Genomic DNA, 22,598 nt, shown 5'->3' with positions numbered 1-22,598 from the left:
CGCAAAAAAGCTGCGTGGACTGTTACGGCGAAGGCGCGCCAAGTGGCCGACATGGACGAGCTAGACCCAATCCGCGAACTGGTTGTTGAAGCGATGGCGGAGCTGGAGCGGGCGCTGAATGACGGGCTGCCGGCTCAGGCGCCTCGGTCAGGGACGCAGGAGATCAAGCTTGGATTGGCGGCTCTGAAGCAGCGGATTGAAGTCGCTTCTCGCAAAGTTGAAGAGACTGAGCGCCGTCTTTCGGACGTCAGCTAGATCCCGATTGCAGACATGTGCGACGGGTTTTGAAATTCCTATTAGGAACAGTTGAAATGGCTTGGCAGCTCGATTGATAAGAGACGGAGACGTGGCCGTTTGCTAGCCTTCGCGACGGCGAGCAATGTCAGTGCAAACTGAAAGGCACGATCCGTCCATCATGCGGTCTCTGGGCGGAGGCGACTGGTGCGGCCCATTACCGAGCAGTCCGGCAACATGTTCACAGGCTTCTCGGAAAGCCGAAGGCAACCTGAATGAGGATCAAAGATTTTGGTAAATCCATTTACTAAACACGCAAGCCTACGATAATCGGCAGGAAAGCGGGTTTTCAGTAGTATAGAACACGGCTATCGAGATCAAATATCGCCTGAGGGTTGAGTATGTATAAACTCGGTAAGCGCGTGATTTCTCAGTACATCCGCACAGGATGTAAAAGGCGTCTGCGCCTTGATCTTTATGACGGACGACGCTCAAGAGCCGCCGCCAATGTTCCCGAAAAAGACGCGGCCCGGCCGGGGCTCGCACTTATCACTCAACAAGGTCGCGACTACGAACACCAAAAGTACGCTGAGTTGCAGGTGTCGTTTCCCGATTTGGCTATTGCCAATTCTGATGCAGCAGCACTACCTGGGACACCAGCGGCATATCGAACACTCGATTTAGAAACGGTGTTAGCAGAGGCACCGGAGAACGGTTTCTTGCTTGAGGCCGAATTTCCCGTGACTCAAACCTTTATTGCCGCCCACGATCTGAATGGCCTGTGCGGTGGAGATGGTCCCCTTATCGCGCTGGCGCAGGTCAGACCGGATATAATCCATTTGGTGCCATCAACTGGGAGTGCACGGCGGACAATTGCTCCGGATGGAACGCTGCAAACAATCGGAGCCGATGATGATCGCATCGGATTGCGAATCATTGATATCAAAGTCTCTGGTCAAGCCAGCCCCGCACATTTTTCCGAGCTTGCGTATTACGGTATGACGTTGGCAGGCTGGCTGGTCGATGCCGGCCGGTCTGAAGAGTTTGTTGTATTAGCGAATGCCGCCATCTGGCCTGGAAAGCATGAAGCTTCTAGCTTGCATGAGTTGGAAGAAACCGATCGGCGGAACTTAGTCTTTGATCGAGATCTCGGGTATTGTCAGGAGAACTGGGCGATTGAGCCGATAGCGCAAGGACGCTAGCATCGCTTGATGTCCCGCAATCCGTTCCGCTACTTCAAAACGTCGCCCGAGATCATCCAGCTTGCGGTGATGATGTATGTCCGGTTTCCGCTCTCGCTCCGCAATGTCGAAGACCTCCTTCATGAGCGTGGGATCGACATCTGCTATGAGAGCGTGCGGCTGTGGGTTGATCGGTTTGGGCCGATGTTTGCCGGTAAGATTCGCGTCCGCCGAGCGAGCTACATGCGCCAGATTACGCAATGGCAGTGGCATCTGGATGAGGTGTTCGTGAAGATCAATGGAGAGACCCATTACCTCTGGCGAGCCGTCGATCACGAAGGCGAAGTGCTGGAAAGCTATGTCACCAAAACCCGAGATAAATCAGCGGCTTTGCGTTTCCTTCGGAAGGCGATGAAACGATACGGTGCACCGCGGACAATCGTCACGGACCGGCTAAGATCGTACGGCGCTGCGATGAAGGAGATCGGGAATATCGACCGCCACGAGGTCGGTCGCCATCTCAATAATCGGGCTGAGAATAGTCATCTGCCGTTCCGGCGAAGAGAGCGCGCTATGAGCCGGTTCAGGCGAATGTCGAACTTGCAGAAATTCGTCTCGACCCACGCCTCTTTTTATAATCATTTCAACCTCGACCGCCACATCAACCGCCGACAGACGTTTAAAACACAACGCGACGCAGCCCTTCTCGAGTGGCGCGGGCTTTTGGCTGGCTAGGGCAGAGTGCGCCTGGCGATGCTGGAGACTGGTTCGCGTTAGACTGACAGCACCCACTCGAGGCAATCAACCGCCGCTCGTCCTTTATCGCAGCGGACTTAAGTCATGGGTTAGTCATAGGCCAAGTCATACCCTTAGTCATAGGCTAAGTCATATGACTAAAGGGTATGACGGATAGGGACATGCCAGGTCCTCAGAGGGTCGTGTTGAAGGTCTTCCAGAGAATGAAGCGCCTGATCGCGCCGGGAGCTAGGACAGAAAAATCGCGTCCTGCTCGTCCCATTTGACCGGGATCGAAATCTTTGAAAGCTGGTAGGCCGAGATGTGCGGGGCCTGGCGTCCTTCGCTGATCGCTTCGAGAATTCGAGGTGACAGGAAAGCCAGGTCCAGATTGTGCGTGATGTAAGACGGTGAGACGTTTTGATCATTGGCAATGTCGCCAATCGAGCGTCCAGCTTTGATGGACTCCAGCCAGTCCATGGCCTGGATGATACGGCGGATCAGCACTCGATCCAGTTTCCGGCGCGTGTTCTGTCTGTCCAGAACGAGCTTGCATTCGACGCCGCGCCGGCGTTGCGAAAATGGTGTGCTGATGGGCGGCGTCTCCTCTTTTCCTGCAAGATGGATTGCGAGCTCGCCCGAGCCGACGATTAGACGTTCGACCTGGTTCAGCGTTTCGCGCTGCGATGGCTCGTCTTTGCTCGGCTGATGTTGGACTTGCAGGCGATGGACCAGCGCATTGAAGGCAACCTGCTCCAGCTCGTTCGCTGGCAGACGGATTTGATCATCTGCGGAGACGTAGTAGCGATAGCGTCGCTGGTATTGTCAGGGAAACTGGCCGATTGAGCCCGTCGGCCGTCTTGGCTAGCATTGCCGGATGCCCCGCAATCCATTCCGATACTTCAAGACATCACCCGAGATCATCCAGCTCGCGGTCATGCTGTACGTGCGTTTCCCGCTGTCGCTCCGGAACGTTGAAGACCTGCTGCATGAACGCGGCGTCGACGTTTGCCACGAGAGCGTTCGGACATGGGTGGACCGTTTCGGGCCGATGTTCGCCGGCAAGATCCGCGCACGCCGTACAAGCTACATGCGGCAGTTCACGCAATGGCAATGGCACCTGGACGAGGTCTTTGTGAAGATCAACGGCGAGACGCATTACCTCTGGCGCGCCGTTGATCACGAAGGCGAAGTTCTTGAAAGCTATGTCACGAAATCTCGTGATAAATCAGCGGCATTGCGGTTCTTGAGAAAAGCCATGAAGCGTTATGGCGCTCCGCGCACGATCATCACCGACCGGCTGAGATCCTACGGCGCCGCAATGAAGGAGATCGGGAATATCGACCGTCAGGAGGTCGGTCGCCATCTCAATAATCGGGCCGAGAATTCGCACTTGCCGTTCCGGCGAAGAGAGAGGGCAATGTCCCGGTTCAGGCGAATGTCGAACCTACAGAAGTTCGCTTCGACACACGCCTCGTTTCACAATCATTTCAGCCTCGACCGCCACATCAACCATCGCCAGACCTTCAAAACGAAACGAGATGCCGCTCTCCTTGAGTGGCGTCAGCTACTGGCTGGATAGGGTAGGGTGCGCCGACAGTTGCTGGAGACTGGTTCGCATTAGACTGACAGCACCCCCTCGAGTCATGATTGCAGCCTCACATCGCAAAGATTGGTCTGCCCCATCAGCGATCATTACGCCGAGCATCATGCGCTCAATCCGATACGACCTGGTAGCGTTCAAGCGTCCGGGTGACGATGCTCCAATCGGGACGTAGCGTCCGCGCCAATTGCAGGTCGGCATACGCCAGCTCGATGTGCTCCATACGTTCATAGGCCAGTGCCCGGTTGTAGAGCGCTTCCGGCATGTGCCGTGTTTCCAGGTCAATGCTATGCGTCAGCGCCGCAATTGCGTCGTCCGGACGCTGAAGAAAAACAAGATTGGCACCTCGATTGAGATGCGCCTCTGCCAGCTTTGGTCGAAGTCTGATGGCCGCATCGAAAGCGTCCAGAGACTTGAGGTGGTCGCCGCGGCGCATCAGCAGAATTCCCATATTGACCAGAGTGGACGCCCGGTCGGTGCCAATCAGGGCGCCTGCGGACAAGGCTCGCTCGCACGTGCTTATCGTGCCGGACGAAGCCGTGTCGCCGGATTTGGCGCTCATATAGCAGTCATAAGCATCGCCGGTGCCGACGAACAGCTGGGCGTGTGCGGCACTGGCAGTGGCCGACACAAGCGCCCCGGCCAGTATTAATGGCTTCAACATCTTCTCATTTCCCTTTGTGAGTCCGGTTATCGGGGACGCGTTTCAAGCCGCGCAGCATGGTTCGTAATGTGCTCTTTGCTGCGTTCAGCGATTTGGCGTGTTGCGCAGAATCAGCAACCGTATGGGCCGCCTCGATGACCGCCCCGAGCAGGATCTGTGAGGTTATGTCGGGTGCATCCGTGATGATCAGCTTGGCCTCTGCCAGATCGCGCACAGTCGCCTGCATCAGGCCGAACGCATAGCGCACCTCGATCTCCCGCCATTCCCGCAAGCCGATGACAGCCGGAGCCTCGCGAAAGACAATTCTCATGATGTCGGGGCGGGCGCAGATGTCGAGCGTTTCGAGAACGGCCGTTTCAAACAGGTCCCAGGCGTCGCCCGTTCCGCTGACCCGCCTGGACACCTCGTCGAGAATTTCTTGCTCGAGGCTTTCAGCAGCCGCCTGGAAAAGGCCTTTCTTGTCTGTAAAATGATAATAGACCGCGCCGGTGGTCACGCCTGCCTTCTGGATAATCTCTGACAGGGCCGCGTCGGCGTAGCCCTCCCGGGCGAACACGTCACGCGCCGCCTCGATCATACGCGCCTGCGTCTGCTGGCTCTTGCTGCTCTTATGGTCGGTCATAGCGTCCATCGTCGAAATTATTCGGGCCAAAATCCATCTTGTCTTGACATAACATAATTATGTTATCTATTTCAAGTCCCGACAGAGAGGACCTGTAAAATGCCGCCCATCAATCGACGCGACCTCATGAGCAGCGCGGTTGCATCCATGCTTCTGGCCGGCTGCCGCGATGACCTTCTCGGTATCGCGCGCGCCACATTGCAGCCCCGTCACAGCAATTTGAGAGAGCCTGAAATGATTCCGTACGCTGACTTTTCCGCCGTCCGCAAACTCGCAGACACACCTTTCGGCAAGATTGCCTATGTTGAGATGGGCAGCGGCCGCCCCGCCCTCTTCCTGCATGGTCTCGGATTGAATGCCTATTACTGGACCGGACAGCTCACCGGCCTGTCTGGAGACCGCCGATGTATCGCGCTCGATCTTATGGCACACGGGGAGACCGAAATATCAGCGGAGCAGGATGTGACATTCACCGCCCAGGCTGAAATGGTCCTCGCCTTTCTGGATACGCTGGGCCTTGAGTCGATTGACCTGATCGGCAGTGACAGCGGCGGCGCGATTGCGCAGATCGTCGCCGTCAAGGCGCCGAACCGGATCAACTCGCTGGTACTGACAAACTGCGATGTGCACGACAACTGGCCGCCCGCTGCGCTCGAGGCGCTACGCGCTTCCGCGCCGGCGGGCGGACTGGCCGAGAGCTTTGCGGCCATCACCGGGACTCCGGGCTTGATGCGCGCCGAACAGGGTCTCGCACAGATGGTCTTTGAGAATCCGCAGGCTGTTACCGACGACCTCACCCGTATATTCCTGACCCCTCTCACACGGACACCCGAACGGCGCGCCGCATTCAACAAATATGTTGCCCCTCAGGATACAGCGCAGTTAACCCGGATCGAGCCGGACCTTCGCCGTCTGCAGGTGCCCTGTCTCATACTCTGGGCAACCGATGACATCTTCTTTGGCCTCGACTGGGCCTACTGGTTGCAAGACGCCCTGCTGAACGCCCGCCCGGTTATAGAATTCGACGGCGCGAAACTGTTTTTTCCATTCGAGCGGCCAGCCCGCGTCAACGCGGAAATCCAGTCATTCTGGACAAGCCTGTGAAACGGTAAAGAGCTCGATGTTCTCGTCACACAAGTGGTCGCAATGCACTGCGCCGGGCAGATTATGCGCTTGTCGCCTGCTGGATTTGTCCGTTGACCTCGCCGCTTGCGCGCCGTATCACCCGGCTTTCCGAGACCTAGAATGCCCAGGTGGCGGAATTGGTAGACGCGCTACGTTCAGGTCGTAGTGATCTTACGGTCGTGGAGGTTCGAGTCCTCTCCTGGGCACCATTCTATACTCCCAAGCAATCCAATAAACTCCATAAGCCCTTCTAAAGTAGGCGTTTTTAGAGATTACCGCTGTTCGCATCGTCCGATGCGGTGCGGGTATGTGCGTTGGCATGCGGGTGTTTTGCGGGTAGATTTGAGGGTATCGCGGGTATTTCTACCCGTTTTGCTGATCGAGATACCCGCAATGCCGCTCACCGATATTCAGGTTCGCCAGCTAAAATCGCGCGATAAGGACTATAAAACCGCTGATGGCGGCGGGCTCTATGTCCATGTCAGCAAGACGGGTTCGAAGCTTTGGCGGCTGCGTTATCGCTTCGATGGCAAGGAAAAGCTGCTGGCCTTTGGCGCGTATCCTGCGATCAGCCTGGCGCGGGCGCGTGAGTTGCGGGCCGACGCAAAGGCGCTGCTAGCTGAGGGCATAGATCCGGGCGCACATTCCAAAGCTGAGAAGCAGAAGCATGCAGCCCTCACCGAGCATACCTTTGCGAAGATCGCTGCTGAGCTGATCGAGAAGCAGCGCAAGGAAGGGAAGGCCGAAACCACGCTTAAAAAGAAGGAATGGCTTCTGGCTATGGCGAACGCCGACTTTGGCGATCGCCCAATTACCGCGATTTCCGCAGCTGACATACTGGTACCGCTTCTGAAAATTCAGGACGCGGGCAATTATGAAACGGCGAAGCGGCTGCGCTCGACCGTAGGGCAGGTGTTCCGCTATGCGATCGCCATGGCGCGCGCCGAAAACGATCCAACCTATGGCCTGCGCGGGGCGCTTATCTCTCCCAAAGTATCGCACATGGCCGCCATTACAGACTGGAAGGGCTTCAGCGCCCTTCTGAGGGCGATCTGGACCTATGAAGGTGGCTCACCATCGACGCGCGCTGCACTCAAGCTGATGGCACTGCTGTACACACGGCCCGGCGAATTGCGGCTGGCAATATGGGAAGAGTTCGACCTGGAGCGGGCAGTGTGGACGATACCGGCGGTGCGCACAAAGATGCGGCGTGAACATCAGAAACCGTTGCCGCCGCTGGCTGTTGAAATTCTGAAGGCGCAACGGGCAGAGACCGGCAGTAACTACCGCGTCTTTCCGTCTTCCATCGCTCGCGACAAGCCGATCAGCGAAAACACGCTCAATCAGGCGCTGCGGCGCATGGGGTTCGACAAGCATGAGCATACCTCGCACGGTTTCCGGGCGAGTGCCTCCAGCCTGTTGAATGAAAGCGGCCGCTGGAATGCTGATGCGATCGAGGCAGAGCTAGGCCATGCAGGCGCGGATGAAGTGCGCCGGGCCTATCATCGTTCGCGCTATTGGGAGGAGCGTGTAAAGATGGCAAACTGGTGGGCAGGGGAGATTGCGAAACGATGACGGATACGCCGGAAAACATCGTTATTACCTTGGGTGATAATCTCTATCAGCCGTCCACAGTGCTTTGGTTGTTGGCGGAAGAGTTGACGATCACAGAGGCCAGTCTTCTTTTTCTCAATCTTGATCCTGGAAAATACCACAGTGTTGAATATCAAAACGTAGACCAACAGCCTGCTGGCTACAGGGCAATTAGGCAGGTTCTGATAGGTGCTTTGCGCAAGCAAAAGATCAGCGGCCTGATTGTGCCGAATATGACTTACGAAGAAAATGAAAGGCCGATTGAGAACTCTGTCGATCCAGACCGTTCAACGGTCGATATGGATAGTCTTCGCGAATGGCTACGTTCAAAGAGAGTCGATATCAACCATCTATTCGAGCTTGTTGAGATACAACCTGACTATCTCAACCCCGATCATCCGCACTATGCGCCGAAGCTAGCTGCCACGATAGCTGCATGGGAGCATGTTAGCGCTAATCCTGACGAAAATCGCACCGTGAAGGATCAAGTTAAAGATTGGCTGACCGAGAATGCTTCCAAATTCGAACTTGTAGACGATGAAGGCAAAGTGACTGACCAGTTTCTCAATGACGCAGCTCGCATAGCCAATTGGAATCCGGGGGGCGGGAGGTTGGCCGCAAAGGGGGCGGATTCGTCGGCCGAAAGCAGTGTCAATACGACTTCAGTTCTCGCTCCCCGCAAGCTACGGTTGACTCCGTCAACAGAAGCGAAAGGGCTACAAGGTCCAGATTTTAATACGAATTTTGATGAGGAAATTCCATTTTGAGGTTCGCGGACCATAAAGGTCTTCACTAGAAGGCCGCAACCTATCCAAGAAAAAACGTAAGCTAACCATCTATTTTCACGATATGTTCTAACGCACCTTGTCACCGTCCTAACGACGGAGACACACCATGTCCTACATTTCAGAACTTCCTGAAACAGGCTTTCTGCGCCTGAAGTCTATTCTTGCGCCATACGGACCGATCCCTGTCAGCAAATCGACCTGGTGGGCTGGCGTCAAAGACGGACGCTTTCCGCAGCCGAAGAAGCTGGGCGCACGTGTCACTGTCTGGCGCGTGGAAGACATTCGCGAGCTGATCGAAAACGGCGCGGCATAATTTGCGGCGTTAGATCAGATGTCCCAACCCACATACCCTAGCAGTCGCCATGATCGACCTCACGCAAGGATTTACGATCACTGGCTAAAGCATCCAGCCTGGCTGAAGCTGTCACCTCCTGCCTTCAAGATCATATCGCTCCTGCTGGCGTCCTACCGCCCCGATGGCTTCAACAGGTTTCCTGTGGGGGAGCGTCGTATGGCTGAACTTTGCGGGTGTTCTCCAGCGAGTGCGAAGCAGGCCATAAATGAGCTGATTGCTGGCGGCTTCCTCAAGGAGGAACGCAAGGGCCGCAATCGAGGCAATGCGAGAAGCCGTGAACGTGTCGTGTCGCTTACCCGATACGATACAGAAGCTAAGGCGGGCGACCCAAATCTTCCAATCAAGCTTTGGCGAGAGAGCAACAAATCCGAACGCCTAAAATCTGTAGCATGAACGCCTCAAATCTGATGCGCCCGGAAAAGAGCTCGGACACTCCAAAACCTGAGAAAACCTCAATGTTGGCAGACGCCTACGCCGGATGCTGCCGGACGCGGAAATTCCCCGTCCACCCATATAGCGTTGCAGTAGACATGCTGAACCTAGCAAAACCTGATGCTGAGCCCAACGCCGCCCCGCCGCTCACACGAGCGGGGCAAGGCGGGCGGCGTGTCCGGCAGGCTCCGGCGCTGTCCACTTTCCACATGATTGCGAAAACGAAAGGCCGAAGTCATGGGCGGCTATGGATCAGGGCGGCATGCACGCGGGGCGGCCAGAAGCGATCAGTTTCACAAGCTGGATCTGGCGGGCTTTCCGCGTGAATGGTTTCACCGTCACCGCATCGGCACGCTGACCTGGTCGAGAGGCGATCACAAGACTGGCAGTGTCGGCTATCGCCTGTCACCCGATCGCATGGTTCTGCACTATTCGATCCCGAAGAGTGGCGAGCGCCAGCATATCGAAGAGAGCTTCGTCATGAGCGCCACTGAACAGCCTTTTGGCGGGCGGCGCTGGTGGATCGAATGCGGGGGCTGCGGGCGGCGCTGCCGGGTACTCTATGGCGGCGCGTACTTCCGTTGCAGGCGGTGCTACCGCCTCACCTATGAAAGCCAGTATGAGCGCATCTATGCACCGGGCGTGACGCGGGCGATGCGTGTGCGCCAGAAGCTGAAGGGCGAGATGGGCTTAATCCATGCGTTTCCTGACCGGCCAAAGGGCATGCACTGGCGCACATGGCTGCGCCTGCGCGATCAGGACTGGGATGCGGCGGCGCGTCTGGACGCTCTGTTGATGCAGGATTTTTTGAAGATGGGCAGGAAGAGGGGTTAGGGGGGGCGAACTTCAGCGTATTGTATACAGATACCGGCGGCAGACCTGATTTTTCGTGTCCACAGTTCAAGCTATAGCGGGGGCGAGCATATCTCTGGAGCATCTTTCCCCCCCGCCACTAGCGACCTTGTATCAAGAAAACGCTAACTCAGTTTTCTCGCGCGCGTGCGCAAGCGACGCAGCTAACCCGGAGTTTCAGGCTTGATGCCGCTGCCCGAATAGCCTTCGATGTGCCTTCAGGGATGGAATCGACTATGAGCGAATTTGTGAACGGGTGGGCGCCGCAAGCGCTGCTGACGATGGGCGTTCGACAATGTCACGCCTGACCGATCTAATAGCACAGACCAAGGCAAAGGATGAAGCGCTAGGACGTGAGCTGGAACGCGAGTTCAAAATGCTCGCTTCGCGCCGGTCTTTTGGCTTGAATTTCGAACGGCACCGCCCCGAGAGTGTAGAATTGCCGGGCCGCCCTGTTCGGCGGGGAGACAAGGTGAGAGTGTTGCCGGTACGCGCCGATACGTCGAAAGGCGATTCGCGCCTTTGGAAGGTTATTCGAATAGAGCGGTCCGCCAGCAAACGCCTAGCTCATTTGCAGGTATTAGATGGCGACGATGAGAATCTGTGCACGGTAGATGCTGCCGATCTGTGCGTGGTGGCAGAGTTTCGCGACTACATTTATCCGGGACTGGTCAGCACTGGCAAGGTCGAGCGCGGCGGCGACAAGCCTTTTCACACGGTGATCAATGGCGAGAATTTTCATGCGCTGGAAGCGCTGACTTATACGCATCGCGGCAAGATTGATGCGATCTATATCGACCCGCCATACAATACCGGCGCGAAGGACTGGAAATACAACAACGATTATGTCGAGGACGATGATCTCTATCGACATTCGAAATGGCTCGCCTTCATGGAGAGGCGGATCCTAGTCGCGCGGGAACTACTGAATGCGGAATCGTCGGTCTTGATCGTCACGATTGATGAAAAGGAATATCTGCGGCTTGGTTTGCTGTTGGAGCAGACTTTTCCCGGCGCACGCATCCAAATGATATCCAGCGTAATCAACCCGAACGGCACAAGCCGCCCGGATTCGTTTAATCGTGTCGACGAGTATATCTACTTTGTTAGGATTGGCCGCGCTCCTATTGCTGCTGATGTGTTTCTGGAAGAGAAGCCCAAAGAAGTTAGGTGGGATACTTTCCGCCGGCATAATCCAGCCAATACTCGAGATTCCCGACCTAATCAGTTTTATGCGATCTTCGTAGATCCGTCGGCCAAAAAAATTGTCCGGGTAGGTGAACCGTTGCCGCTTGACGTCGACCGTCATTCAATAACCGCCCCGGAAGGACTGGTCGCCGTTTTTCCCGTCCGCGACGATGGCACGGAAATGATGTGGTCTACGAGGCCAGAAGTTGCTTGGCGGCGAGCGCAGAAAGGGTATTTGAGGGTTGGGGCTTTCGCTCCTGATAAGCCTCAAGCATTCTCAATTGCCGGTATGTATGGCGGAGGAATTTCGGACATTGAGAACGGACGTGCCGAAATAACGAAGCGAATGAAAGATGGGTCAGTGCGGGCTCATTATACAAAGGGAAAAGCGCAATTACCGACCACAAATTGGACCCGGGCTTCTCACAATGCACGCACAGGAGGGTCCGACTTTTTGGCGGCCATGCTCCCAGGTCGTCGGTTTCCTTTCCCTAAATCTATTTACGCGGTTGAAGACGCTCTTAGATATTTTCTCGCTGAGAGGCCGAGAGCTATGGTCTTAGATTTTTTTGCCGGATCTGGCACCACGGCCCACGCGATAATGCGCCTGAACAAGCAGGATGGCGGAAGGCGGCAGTGCATTTCTGTTACCAATAATGAGGTCGCTGCCGACGAGCAGAAGGCACTGTGCGAAGCTGGCTTACGTCCGGGCGACACGAATTGGGAGACATGGGGTATTTGCGATCATATCACCAAGCCGCGTATCGCGGCGGCGATCACCGGCAAGACGCCGGACGGCAATCCGATCAAGGGTGACTACAAGTTCACCGACGAATTTCCTATGGCGGATGGGTTTGAAGAGAATGCCGAGTTTTTCACGCTGACCTATGAAGCTCCGATCTCCGTCGGCCATAACAAGGCTTTCGCCCGCATTGCGCCGCTTCTCTGGATGAAGGCAGGCAGCGAAGGCCGGCGGATCGAAACGCTGCCCGAAAATGGATGGGACGTTGCCGATACGTATGGCTTGCTGACAGATCTCGATCAGGCGGATGCTTATTGCGCGACGATCGGTAACAAGAGCGCGATCCGCATCGCCTATATCGTCACAGATGACGAGCGCCGCTTCCAGTCTGTCGCCCAGGACCTGCCCGACGGCGTCGAGCCTGTGCGTCTCTATGAATCCTACCTCACAAATTTCCGCTTCTCGATGGGGCGCTAGGCCATGAAGTTCACACTGAAAGACTATCAGGAAGAAGCGGTCGCTGATGTGCTGGTCAATTTGCGCAAGGCGCGCAAGCGCTGGCATGAAGACCAGGATAAGCAGGCATTCTCGCTGACGGCGACAACTGGCGCTGGCAAGACGGTCATGGCGGCGGCGGTTATCGAGGCGCTTTTCCACGGCAGCGCCGATTTCGAGTTCGAGCCTGACCGGGGCGCCGTAGTGATCTGGTTTAGCGATGACCCGTCCCTGAATGAACAGTCTAAATACAGGCTGATGGAGGCTTCCGACAAGCTGACCGTTTCTGATCTTGTGACGGTGGAAAGCAGTTTCGGGCGTGAGCGATTCGAACCTGGCAAGGTGTATTTCCTGAACACGCAGAAGCTGTCGAGAAACAGCCTGCTTGTGCGCGGCCATGATGACGATGAAAACGCTATTGTAACAGATGATGGGCGGCGACTGCTGCCCGATGCACGGTCTCATACGATCTGGGACACAATCCAGAATACGATCGAAGACCCGGAGCTGACGCTCTATCTTGTTCTGGATGAGGCGCATCGTGGTATGCGGGGAACAGCGACAGGCCGTCAGACGATCGTGACGCGGCTGATCGGCGGACAGGGCCGCGTGCCCGGTATTCCGGTTGTGTGGGGCATTTCCGCGACCGTGGAGCGCTTTGATAATGCGATCCGGGATATACCGGGCCTTTCGACCTTGCCCAACGTAGTGGTGGATTCAAAGAAGGTGCAGGATTCCGGTCTTCTCAAGGACACGATCAATCTCGATGTGCCGGAAGAGTCGGGCGATTTCTCGACGGTCTTGCTGCGGCGGGGCACGGCCAAGCTGCGCGAGATTTCGAAAGCTTGGACTAATTACGCCAAGCTGCAGGATGCACACAAAGCGATTAAGCCGTTGATGGTGCTGCAAGTGCCCAACAGCCCCGACCATGATGAAATCGGGCTCTGGCTGCAGACAATCTTTCATGAGTGGCCGGAGCTTGATCCCTCCAGCATTGCGAACGTGTTTGGTGAACACAAGAATGAGGGTTTCGGGCCATATGCAGCGCCTTACATTGCGCCGGAACGGGTGCAGGAGGCAGATTGGGTGCGCATTCTGATCGCCAAGGATGCGATTAGTACGGGCTGGGACTGTCCACGTGCGGAAGTCATGGTATCGTTTCGTGCGGCGTCTGATGACACGCATATCACCCAATTGCTGGGACGGATGGTCAGGACGCCGCTGGCGCGCCGCATACCTGGCAACGAATTGCTCAACTCAGTCGATTGCCTTCTTCCGCATTTCAACCGCAAGACGGTCGAGCGCGTAGTTGACCTTCTCATTCATGGCGGTGAATTGGGCGGCGATGGAACAGGTCGCAGAGTCCTGATTAATCCCGTCGACATGCTACCCAATCCGAATATCTCGGAAGCAGTCTGGCAGAAACTGGAATCGCTGCCGTCTCAATCGCCGCCCAAGCGACAAGCCAAGCCGGTCAAGCGACTAACGATACTTGCGCATCGGTTGGCAGTTGATGGTCTTCTGCCGGATGCAGGCAAAGAAGCACACCGCCGCATGCACAGCGTTCTGGATGGCCTCGCTGTGACGTACAGTGCGCAAATCCAAGAAGCTCGCGATTCTGTGTTGCAAGTGGAGGGGGCAACGCTGGTAGCCGATGTGTATACGCAACAGCGCAGCTTTAACGACTTTGTCGAAGATGCTGACTTTGCTGTAATCGATGACGCCTACAGGCGAGCCAGCCGCGCAATCTCTCCTGATCTAGCCAAGACCTACAGCGAACATCTCGCGGCGAAAAATGAAGACGCTGAAGACGATGAAGAAGCCTTGATCGAAGCGCACACTCATGTTGCCGCATTGGGCCTTGTCCCGGATATCAAGGCCAAACTCGACGCAGCCGCCGATGAACTGGCCGAACAGTGGCTCACGCAATACCGGGTCGCAATCAAGAGCCTGAAGGATGACCGGCAAGACGCGTACAGGGACATTCGGGCGATGAGCACCGATCCGATGGATATCGACCTGGTGCGCCCGAAAGTCTGGCAACAACAAACGAAGGCAAAAAATCCGGACGGTCAAACGGTTGATCTGCCGAAGTATGAAAATCATCTTATGTGCGATTCCGACGGACTGTTTCCGGGCGATTTGAACGCGGATGAAGTTTCGGTTCTTACGACAGAGATGAACCGGACAGGATTTGTGGCTTGGTATCGCAATCCGCCGGTAACGAATCAGCAGTCGCTAGGCATTTCTTACGAGATTGACGGCGTCGCCAAGATTGTCCGGCCGGACTTCATTTGTTTCTCCGAGATTGCTGACGGATCATTGGTTGCTGATATCGTAGATCCGCACGGCACATATTTGAGTGATGCTTTGCCCAAGCTTCAGGGGCTTGCCAGATATGCCGAAAAACACGCGGGCATGTATCGCAGGATCGATTCGATCGCTAAAATGCCAAGCGGCAATTTCAAAGTGCTCGATATGACGGAAGCTAGCGTACGGGATGCAGTTTTAACGACTTCGTCGGCGCGGAATGTATTCGCCAGCCCTGTCGCAAGCGACTTCACGGGGTAAGTGAACGCATGTGATTGCGGGTATATTTGCGGGTATTGCGAATAATCACTTGAAAAATAATCAAATATATCAAGGGAATATAAGGCTTCTTTGATGCCTCTCCTGGCACCATCTCATTATCCCAAACAATCCAATAAACTCCATAAGCCCCTCTAAAGTAGGCGTTTTTAAAAGCTGACCGGAGTTCTTTCGTCCGATCGGGTCCGGCGTAGTGTGTTGGTGTTCTGCTTAGATGTTGGTATTTGTGTTGGTAGTTGCCGTTTTTCGGGAGCCATTCATGAGGGCGGTACCAACAAAACGCCGCTAACAGACACGAAGCCGCGCGCTGGCACCGCAAGCTTAATCATACCGAAAAGCCTATGGTGGCGGGTTATTCATTGGTTGCGACCAAGGGATCCAGGCTTTGGCGCATGGCCTATCGCTTCGACGACAAACAGGAGCTACTTGCCGCTTGGGGCTTGTCCATCGATCAGCCTGGCGCGAGCCGAAGCAAGGACATTGCTGGAAGAAGGTATCTGCGAAGTTTATGGGTGATTTTATTCAATCAGATCGGCGGAAATCTTCTTAATTCTGTTCCAGTCTTCAAGGGTATCGAGTTCCGACCAGCTCATTCCCTCAATTGAGCAGGTGCCAATCGTCTCGCCAGATTTCGCCAGCGCATCTATCGCTTTCAGGAACCAGGCGGAAATACCTTCCTGCGTACGCAGCATCTCTTCTACCGTGTGGCGGAAGAGCGCCGCGCCGTCCGCGTCGAATTTGAGAAACCCGATCGACTCGGCATTGGTCTGTTCTGGCGGCAGCCGTTTGCCGATTGCCATCAGGCGTTCGCCGTCCAGCGTAACCTTCATGTCGTCCGCGTCGTAATCTTCCTTCCGGTCGACTGTGACCGAGACTGACCAGTCGTCGGCGGCCACCACACGGTCGACAATTGGCTGGCTGACCAGTGTGTCGCCATTGAGGAGTAGGAAGCCGCCCTCCATCGTTTCGCGGGCCATCCAGCAGCTCGCAAGATTGTCGGCCACCTGAAAAAATGGATTGAAAAGTGTCGATACTGACATGCGACCGTCCCACTTCCCGATATCTTCTTCCACGAGATCTGGAAGGAACCCGGTCACGACTGTTGCATGGTCGAGCCCAGCTTTATCCAACGCCGAAAGCTGGTGACGCAGCACGCTCTTGCCTGAGACTTCGAGCAGGCATTTGGGCTTGGTCTCGGTCAGCGGCAGCAGTCGTGAGCCGCGTCCGGCGCTCAATATAATGGCTTTCAAGTGTTATCCTCTAAGATGGTCGCCTGCGCGCCCGGCAGGTTTGCCTGGATCAGATCGAGATCGGTAATAGAAAGGCCGTTCTGTCGGGCCAGGTCTCGTAGTGCTTTCGACGGGTTAGCCGCCACGCCTTGGTTGGCCAAGATGAGCAACTGCAGATCGGAGACGTGGTCGCTATAAATTGTAAGTGGCCGCTTCACGTCCCCGCGCGCCAGCGCCGCCTGGATGCAGCGAAGCTTTTCCGCGCCATAGCAGTTGCGGCCATCGATCATATGATTTGTAGCGGCGCTCGTCTTCCAGACGGTCTGCGTGCAGAATACGCCGTCCACCCCCAGCAGGTCTGCGATGGGGTCTGCAATAAAGTCGCTGGCGGCGGTGGCGAGATAGATGCGATCACCCACGCCGCGATGGCGCACGATAAGGTCTCGCGCGCCGGGTCGCAGGCCAGTCTCTATTTCGCGAACCGCGAAGTCCCGGCCAGCGCGTTCAACCTGCTCCCGGCTGGCCCAGCCAAGGGTTGCAAGGAAATGGTTCTTGATCGCGGTTCGATCTATCAGGCCGGCCTTGTGCGCAATCGCGCAGCCGGCAAGCCATGGGATCTGAAACCAGAAGAGCGGTCTGCGCCGGTTGAACCGCCAGACGAAACGCAGCCATGTCGGCTGGCGTGTCAAAGTTCGGTCCAGATCGAAGATCGCCGTCCCGGCCACGCGCTACCTGTCCATCCAGGACGTGACTGGCTTCGAGGCGGCGAAGGCCTGCCCAAGCCGCACCCCGTGAAAGACAAAGCAGACGAGGGTCCATGTCGCGACGAGCAGGAAACCGGTCTCTGGAAAGCCTACCACCACAGCCAGCATGAAGATGAGCAGGTTTGGGTTTCGCCTTGCCGTGATCGTCCGCATGAAGGAATCGACGGGACGCCAGACATGAATATGGAAACCAAAGCGCCGCATGAAAGCGAGCTCTTCCAGCCTGTTTAGGACATAGATCAGGAGGATGATCGCGAGCGCGCCTGTCAGCCAGACGGAGGGATAGGCTGTGCTATCGCGCATCAGTCCGACATAGATGGCCCAGTACCAGAAGGGCGGGTGGATGAGGTCAATGCCGTGATCATAGACATTGCCCCACTTCGAATAGGTCATCGTCGTGCGGGCGAGTTTGCCATCGACCGTGTCGAGAAAGGTCATCGCCCAGCCTGCCATGATCCCCGGGATCCACGCGCCGGCCCAGAAGAGCTGGAACGCGACACAGACCAGCACCAGGCTGAGCGTGGTCACTGTGTTCGGCTTCATGCCGACTGCGGCCGCCCAGCGCGTGACGTGAAAGGCAGGCCAGGGCCAGGCATATTTCGTGACGATGTCTGTCACACCCTTATAGGAGCCCTCGAACTGGCGCTTTTCGATGACCCCCGGCGCGGTCGTGAAAATGGAGAGGGCATAGGGCGCCTCAGTCTTGCGTAGCGCCTTGTTATAGTTCGAAGCGAGGTCTTCTATCGAAACGGGTTCCAGGCCGAGCGTGTTGAGGGCGTCCATATCGGCTTGCTTGCTGATGAGCGCACTTGCCGCGGCGCGGTCTAACTTTGCCTCCTGAGGCAGATGGATCGCGGCGACGCGCTCATCGCCCGTATCGTCACGCACGATCAGCGCGGCCCCTTCATTGGCAAGCAGGCCCGATTGCAGGGCAGGGGAAAAGACCCAGTCGGTCCCCACCAGCAAGCGGCCATCGCGGCTCAAGCCGGCGGCGCCAATTTTCTGCCAGGCCCGGCGCTGCCATTCGCGCAGGTTGAGGCCCCACAGCTTTGCGGGTACGTCGCCGATCAGGGCCACTCTTGGCGTGGTTTCACTCATGCAGATTTCACGTATGCTTCTTGCTGATTTGAAGAGGCCTTACCGGGCAATCCGGCGGGCCGAAAGGAGGCAGGCATGCAAAATGACAGAAACGCAACATTTTCAAAGTTTGGTGGGCCAGATACGCTCATCGCTGACTATGAGCACTGGTGCGTTCTCGCGCGCCCCAAACAGGTCACGCTCGGCGCTATGGTTCTTATCTCCAATAGCGACCACGAACACTTTCCTGACCTGCCCGCAGCAGCCTTTACTGAACTTCAGGCGGTCACCAGCGACATTGAGCACGCGCTCAAAAGCCTCGTGTCCCCCGAGAAGGTCAACTACCTCATGCTGATGATGGTCGACCCGCACGTCCATTTCCATGTGCTGCCGCGTTATTCCGAACCGCGGGCGTTTTCAGGTGAGACCTTCCCGGATGCGGGTTGGCCCGGCCCCCCCGATCTTGCTTCAGGCATTAGCGGCGAGTCTGCGGTGTTGGCTGTGTGCGATGCGCTCAAATCGGTCTGGCCAGCACGCTGAAGGCATCTCAGCGCCAATGCCATGACCATGGCGAGCGCCACGAGTTCGCCGCCAATCGCGGCCCAGCCAAGTGCGTCTATGCCAAGGGGGCCGGAAAGCGCTGGCACGAGCGCCAGAAACAGAGCGATCCCGCAGATCCGGGCCGTAAGCGCGAGGCCGGGCCGCTTGCTGGCATAGAGAATTGGGTGAAATGGCATGGCCGCCGCCATGAGGCTCGCGCTTGCCAGAAGCAGCACGATGAGCCACGGCGAGCCGCCATAGTCGGCATTCAGCAGGCCTGCCAGAATGTTGGCCTGTGACAGCGCAAGCAAGGCGACGATAGAGAGACCGACGCATAAGAGGATGAGGCTGGAGCGCAGGACCAGCCGTGTCACACGCCCCGGTTCGCCATCATTCAGAAGCCGCGCGATTTCCGGGTGAATAACCTTGTCGAACTGGCTGACACCGCGCGCGAAGAGGTCAGCAATCTGACGCGATACGCGGTATATGGCGGCCGCGCCCGGTCCGAACAGCGCGCCCGCCAGTAGGGTTGGCAGGTGCTCGGCCGCCGTCTTGACGGTGGAGTCGAGATTGGACAGGAGGGCGAAGCGCCACATTCCGGGCTCGCTTGGCTGCATCCAGCGCCCGCCTCTGAACAGGCCGCCGATCAGTCCGCTGCGTGAAAGCTGTTTCAGCGCCAGAGCCGGAAGCGACACATAAGACAGGAACGACGCGGCGAACCAGACAATAATATAGCCAACAAGATCCGTGCCGATCAGGGCGCATATGATGACGCCGATGAGCCGGACCGCAGGCATCACCAGGGCCTGCGCGCTGAGCAGGTCGAAACGGTCAGACAGGCGCAGAAACCCCGTGGAGGCGGATGTCTGCCTGAAGAAGATGAGGGCGCAATAAGCCATGGCGGGCAGGAGATAGCCATCGGGCATGCCGATCGCCTTGTAGGCAACAGGCATCAATATCACCGCAAGGGCGGCCGCCAGCGAGGCGCCAAGGCAATCGAGCGATATTGCAAAGCGCATAAGGCGTTGCACGGCTGGCCAGTCGTCCCGGCCGAATGGAGCAACGCCGTAATTCACGACCATCTGCCAGGAATTGAAGCTCGCCAGTCCTGCGAAGGAGGCGGCGTAGGCGTGCAGCAGGATCAGGCCGCCAAACTGGGCAGGCTCAAGCACCTTCCCGAGAATGATAAGAACCAGCAGGCCGAGGAGCGCCGCTGTCAGTTTGCCGCCAAACAGCATGCCCGTATTGCGTGCGATACGCCCCGACAGGCTGCCGGACCGTGCCATTCGCAGGTCTGCTCTCGTCTGCGCGTCCTTCATCCTCAGCCCCTTGCGCGGATGATCTCGCGGACAAGCGAAAGGTCGTCCGGTTTGTCGACGTCGATCGCCGCTTCGGCAAACGGCATCATGACCGGACCGACCGTACAGTCCAGTCGCTGCGAGAGTATACGGAAAACGCCTTCAAAGCTCATGCCCGGCCGTAATACTCTAAGCATGCTGGGAAGGCCAAAGCGTCTTGCTATACGAACGGGGTGCTTCCTGTCCGCTTCCGCCTGGCGCCAGAACCGAACCGCTTGGAGGGCAGCCGGTGACCTCGCCAGAAAAAGATTACAGCCGGACACCTTCCGCCCACCAATCGGATAATATGTGCGCGAGGCGCGCGGATAGGCCGCTTCGAGAACGCCTTTGGCAGCGAGGCCTACAGTCAGGTCGGCGCCTGACGATAGCGAAGTCTCCGCAAAGGTGTCGATCATCTGGGGCGTCAGCAGCGGGTGGTCGCATGTCGTTATGAGGACAGGGTAGCGGTCGATCTCTTCCAGACAGGACAGAACAGTGGCGGCCGGGCCTTCGCGAGCGGGTAGGTGGGCGATCTCGCCATACTTGGCTGAGCCTGCAAGGCGCTCGCGTGTGATGGTGTGGGCGCCTGCTATATAGCAGGGTCCGACGACCTGGCTCGCCGACAGTGCATCAAGCACGCGGTCCAGCATGGCAATGCCATGGATATCAATTTCAGCCTTGCTGGGGACGCTCTCGGCCTCGCGTAGCGGGCTTGGGCCTTCTCGTTCTCCGGCAAGAACGAGGGCCACCATATCGCCCCCGGAAGCGCTCACAGCCCCTCCAGGCGCCGTTCATAGATGCGGTAGGTCTTGTAGCGCTCACAGTTCTGAAGACGCGTCAGACCGATGAGATCCTCATTATCCTCCAGCACCCAGGAGAGTTCGATGTCCCGCACGCCGCGCGCGTGCTGGGCGGCGATGGCTGCGTCAGAAGCGGCGGCAAAGGCAGCAAGCCCGCGCCTTGTCTTGTGATAGCTCTTTCGGACCCCTGCCAGCGGAATGCGTGCCGACGCCGGTCCTTTGAGCTTCAGCCGATGCAAAAGCTGGACCCAGCCGAAAGGTAGCAGCCGCCCGTCGAGGCCATCCACCACCTCGTTGATATTCGGGACGATCAGTGTGAAAGCCATGGGGGTATTGTCGACAGACGCAATCCACACACTGTCCTCGCGCAGGAGCGGTCGAAGCTCACCGGCCATGTGTCTGATCTGTTCGTCACCGAAAGGGACAAAGCCCCAATTGTCCGACCAGGCGTCGTTGAAGATCTCGAGGACCAGCGCGACCTCTTCCTTGAACCGCGAATGTGAAATCGGACGGATGGAAATGCCTTCGTCGCGCTCGGCAAAACGAACCATACGCTCCGTCAGCGGGAAGCGATCATAGACCTCGCCAAGGCGGCAGATATAGGCATGCATGTCCTTCGCCTTTCGGAAGCCGAGAGCCTCCAAAGCGTCGGCATAGTCCGGCCGTCCATGACCCATCATGATCATTGGCGGGGTATCGAACCCTTCCACAAGCAAGCCGCACTCTTCATTGACACTGAAATTGAACGGGCCGGCCATGTCTTTCATGCCGCGCATTCTCAGCCAGTCTGCCGCAGTTTCTATCAGTGCTTTAACCAGATCTGTGTCCGGCTCCAGAGTGTCCAGGAAGCCGAAATGCCCGCATTCGGGATCGTGGCGCTCCAGATGGGCACGGTTCACCAGCGCGGCGATCCGGCCAACAGGCGTCTCGCCGCGCCAGGCTACGAATAGCTGATGGTCCAGTAGGTCGAGGCCCGGATTGGACTTGGGATCAAGCTGCGCCTTTCTCTCGAAGCGAAGCGGCGCCCGCCAGTTCTCCATGCCGCGATAGGCGTCATAAGGCAGATCCACAAATGCCTGGCGCCCGCGTGCACCGGTGACCGGCTCGATCCTGATATTCGATGAAGCGTCAGGGTGAACTAGTCCTGCCGAGCTCAAAGCATTCATTCGCGGAGGTCCAGCGTCACGCGTCTGCCTTCAACGCCGACATCAAAGGCGGCGTCCTCGAAATCGGGAAAGCCGAAAGAGAGTTCCTTGTTGTTGGAGAGCGCGAAAGGCTCTGCCGGCATCCGGTTCCATTTCTGGTCCAGGTCGCGGTCCGCATCCTTGTCGTGATAGGCCGCGATCGCATAGGTGCCAGGCTCTGGAATATCGAAACAGACGGTCTGGCGCACATTGCCCGCAGCGACGCGAATGCGGTGAAGGCGGGATTCCTTGCGCAGGAAGTGGCGCTTGCTCGGCTCATAGAGTTCAACTGTGAGAATGCCGACGGGCTTAACGCCGGTGACCTCGACCTCGATCTGCATATCGGACGCACCGCACTCGGCGCTGCTCTCATAGGGACGAATGTCGAGGCTTGGCGCTGGCGACCCAATCGCTGGGAGCTGCACGATGGCGAGGGTCGATATCGCGAGAAATGACACTATCATTGCGA

21 protein-coding genes and 1 tRNA gene are annotated in these 22,598 nt (G+C 57.2%); 13 read left to right on the top strand and 9 right to left on the bottom strand.

Going from position 1 to position 22,598, the window contains the following annotated elements; all coding sequences use genetic code 11:
- Positions 1–51 precede the first annotated feature (51 nt).
- From F550_RS0106960 to F550_RS0106950, 3 genes are all read left to right on the top strand, one after another.
- A complete protein-coding gene (locus tag F550_RS0106960; RefSeq protein WP_018147819.1) occupies positions 52–255 on the top strand; it encodes a hypothetical protein in 204 nt (67 codons plus the stop codon).
- Between the two features lie 380 nt (positions 256–635).
- Positions 636–1,436, top strand: coding sequence for a hypothetical protein (locus F550_RS0106955; RefSeq protein ID WP_018147818.1), 801 nt, complete (start codon positions 636–638; stop codon positions 1,434–1,436).
- A 9-nt stretch (positions 1,437–1,445) separates the two neighbouring features.
- The gene (locus F550_RS0106950; RefSeq protein ID WP_018147817.1) at positions 1,446–2,150 is read left to right on the top strand and encodes an IS6 family transposase; all 705 of its coding nucleotides are present in this window, start codon (positions 1,446–1,448) and stop codon (positions 2,148–2,150) included.
- Between the two features lie 249 nt (positions 2,151–2,399).
- Here F550_RS0106950 and F550_RS19385 read toward each other — a convergent pair whose 3' ends face one another.
- Positions 2,400–2,657 carry a hypothetical protein gene (locus F550_RS19385; protein WP_018147816.1) on the bottom strand — a complete coding sequence of 86 codons (258 nt, stop codon included), beginning with the start codon at positions 2,655–2,657 and terminating at the stop codon, positions 2,400–2,402.
- A gap of 370 nt (positions 2,658–3,027) precedes the next feature.
- On the opposite strand from F550_RS19385, the gene F550_RS0106935 reads away from it, so the two are divergent.
- Positions 3,028–3,732 (top strand): IS6 family transposase, encoded by a 705-nt coding sequence (locus F550_RS0106935; RefSeq protein WP_018147814.1) that lies wholly within the window; start codon positions 3,028–3,030, stop codon positions 3,730–3,732.
- Positions 3,733–3,865: 133 nt separating this feature from the next.
- Here F550_RS0106935 and F550_RS18485 read toward each other — a convergent pair whose 3' ends face one another.
- Positions 3,866–4,417, bottom strand: a complete 552-nt coding sequence (locus tag F550_RS18485; RefSeq protein ID WP_018147813.1) for a tetratricopeptide repeat protein — start codon at positions 4,415–4,417, stop codon at positions 3,866–3,868.
- Between the two features lie 4 nt (positions 4,418–4,421).
- Positions 4,422–5,039 (bottom strand): TetR/AcrR family transcriptional regulator, encoded by a 618-nt coding sequence (locus tag F550_RS17125; RefSeq protein ID WP_040500875.1) that lies wholly within the window; start codon positions 5,037–5,039, stop codon positions 4,422–4,424.
- A gap of 99 nt (positions 5,040–5,138) precedes the next feature.
- Between F550_RS17125 and F550_RS0106920 the strand changes: the two genes are divergently transcribed.
- The 8 genes from F550_RS0106920 (at position 5,139) to F550_RS0106885 (ending at position 15,180) form a co-directional block, all read left to right on the top strand.
- A complete protein-coding gene (locus F550_RS0106920; protein WP_018147811.1) occupies positions 5,139–6,143 on the top strand; it encodes an alpha/beta fold hydrolase in 1,005 nt (334 codons plus the stop codon).
- A 143-nt stretch (positions 6,144–6,286) separates the two neighbouring features.
- Positions 6,287–6,373 (top strand) — tRNA-Leu (locus F550_RS0106915).
- 184 nt (positions 6,374–6,557) lie between these two features.
- On the top strand, positions 6,558–7,739 hold the full coding sequence (locus tag F550_RS0106910) for a tyrosine-type recombinase/integrase (RefSeq protein WP_026180624.1): 1,182 nt from the start codon (positions 6,558–6,560) through the stop codon (positions 7,737–7,739).
- The gene (locus F550_RS18480) at positions 7,736–8,524 is read left to right on the top strand and encodes a hypothetical protein (RefSeq protein WP_018147809.1); all 789 of its coding nucleotides are present in this window, start codon (positions 7,736–7,738) and stop codon (positions 8,522–8,524) included. The genes F550_RS0106910 and F550_RS18480 overlap by 4 nt, the downstream gene beginning before the upstream one ends.
- 127 nt (positions 8,525–8,651) lie before the next feature.
- Positions 8,652–8,858 (top strand): helix-turn-helix transcriptional regulator, encoded by a 207-nt coding sequence (locus F550_RS0106900; protein ID WP_018147808.1) that lies wholly within the window; start codon positions 8,652–8,654, stop codon positions 8,856–8,858.
- A gap of 711 nt (positions 8,859–9,569) precedes the next feature.
- Positions 9,570–10,166: a hypothetical protein gene (locus F550_RS17115; RefSeq protein WP_018147807.1), complete on the top strand. Its 597-nt coding sequence runs from the start codon at positions 9,570–9,572 to the stop codon at positions 10,164–10,166.
- 313 nt (positions 10,167–10,479) lie between these two features.
- On the top strand, positions 10,480–12,591 hold the full coding sequence (locus F550_RS0106890; protein WP_040500867.1) for a site-specific DNA-methyltransferase: 2,112 nt from the start codon (positions 10,480–10,482) through the stop codon (positions 12,589–12,591).
- A gap of 3 nt (positions 12,592–12,594) precedes the next feature.
- Positions 12,595–15,180 (top strand): DEAD/DEAH box helicase, encoded by a 2,586-nt coding sequence (locus tag F550_RS0106885; RefSeq protein ID WP_018147803.1) that lies wholly within the window; start codon positions 12,595–12,597, stop codon positions 15,178–15,180.
- 536 nt (positions 15,181–15,716) lie between these two features.
- On the opposite strand, the gene F550_RS0106880 is transcribed toward F550_RS0106885, so the two are convergent.
- Genes F550_RS0106880 through F550_RS0106870 form a run of 3 tightly spaced genes read right to left on the bottom strand, consistent with a single transcriptional unit; the run spans position 15,717 to position 18,289 of the window.
- The gene (locus tag F550_RS0106880) at positions 15,717–16,448 is read right to left on the bottom strand and encodes a phosphocholine cytidylyltransferase family protein (protein WP_026180622.1); all 732 of its coding nucleotides are present in this window, start codon (positions 16,446–16,448) and stop codon (positions 15,717–15,719) included.
- On the bottom strand, positions 16,445–17,152 hold the full coding sequence (locus F550_RS18475) for an HAD family hydrolase (RefSeq protein WP_018147801.1): 708 nt from the start codon (positions 17,150–17,152) through the stop codon (positions 16,445–16,447). The genes F550_RS0106880 and F550_RS18475 overlap by 4 nt, the downstream gene beginning before the upstream one ends.
- Positions 17,153–17,155: 3 nt before the next feature.
- The gene (locus F550_RS0106870) at positions 17,156–18,289 is read right to left on the bottom strand and encodes a CDP-alcohol phosphatidyltransferase family protein (RefSeq protein WP_018147800.1); all 1,134 of its coding nucleotides are present in this window, start codon (positions 18,287–18,289) and stop codon (positions 17,156–17,158) included.
- 75 nt (positions 18,290–18,364) lie between these two features.
- On the opposite strand from F550_RS0106870, the gene F550_RS19560 reads away from it, so the two are divergent.
- Positions 18,365–18,808 (top strand): HIT family protein, encoded by a 444-nt coding sequence (locus tag F550_RS19560; RefSeq protein ID WP_083910933.1) that lies wholly within the window; start codon positions 18,365–18,367, stop codon positions 18,806–18,808.
- Positions 18,809–20,129: 1,321 nt separating this feature from the next.
- On the opposite strand, the gene F550_RS0106855 is transcribed toward F550_RS19560, so the two are convergent.
- The 3 genes from F550_RS0106855 to F550_RS0106845 are packed head-to-tail and all read right to left on the bottom strand — an operon-like array spanning position 20,130 to position 22,593.
- Positions 20,130–20,918, bottom strand: a complete 789-nt coding sequence (locus tag F550_RS0106855) for a nucleotidyltransferase family protein (RefSeq protein ID WP_156807856.1) — start codon at positions 20,916–20,918, stop codon at positions 20,130–20,132.
- Positions 20,915–22,111, bottom strand: coding sequence for a hypothetical protein (locus F550_RS0106850; protein WP_018147796.1), 1,197 nt, complete (start codon positions 22,109–22,111; stop codon positions 20,915–20,917). The genes F550_RS0106855 and F550_RS0106850 overlap by 4 nt, the downstream gene beginning before the upstream one ends.
- The gene (locus F550_RS0106845) at positions 22,108–22,593 is read right to left on the bottom strand and encodes a DUF2141 domain-containing protein (protein WP_018147795.1); all 486 of its coding nucleotides are present in this window, start codon (positions 22,591–22,593) and stop codon (positions 22,108–22,110) included. Before F550_RS0106845 ends, F550_RS0106850 begins: the two co-directional genes overlap by 4 nt.
- Between the last annotated feature and the right edge of the window lie 5 nt (positions 22,594–22,598).

The organism is Henriciella marina DSM 19595, assembly GCF_000376805.1.
Lineage (GTDB): Bacteria > Pseudomonadota > Alphaproteobacteria > Caulobacterales > Hyphomonadaceae > Henriciella > Henriciella marina.
Note: the sequence above shows the minus strand (reverse complement) of the source record. Positions and strands in the feature narration are given on the sequence as shown.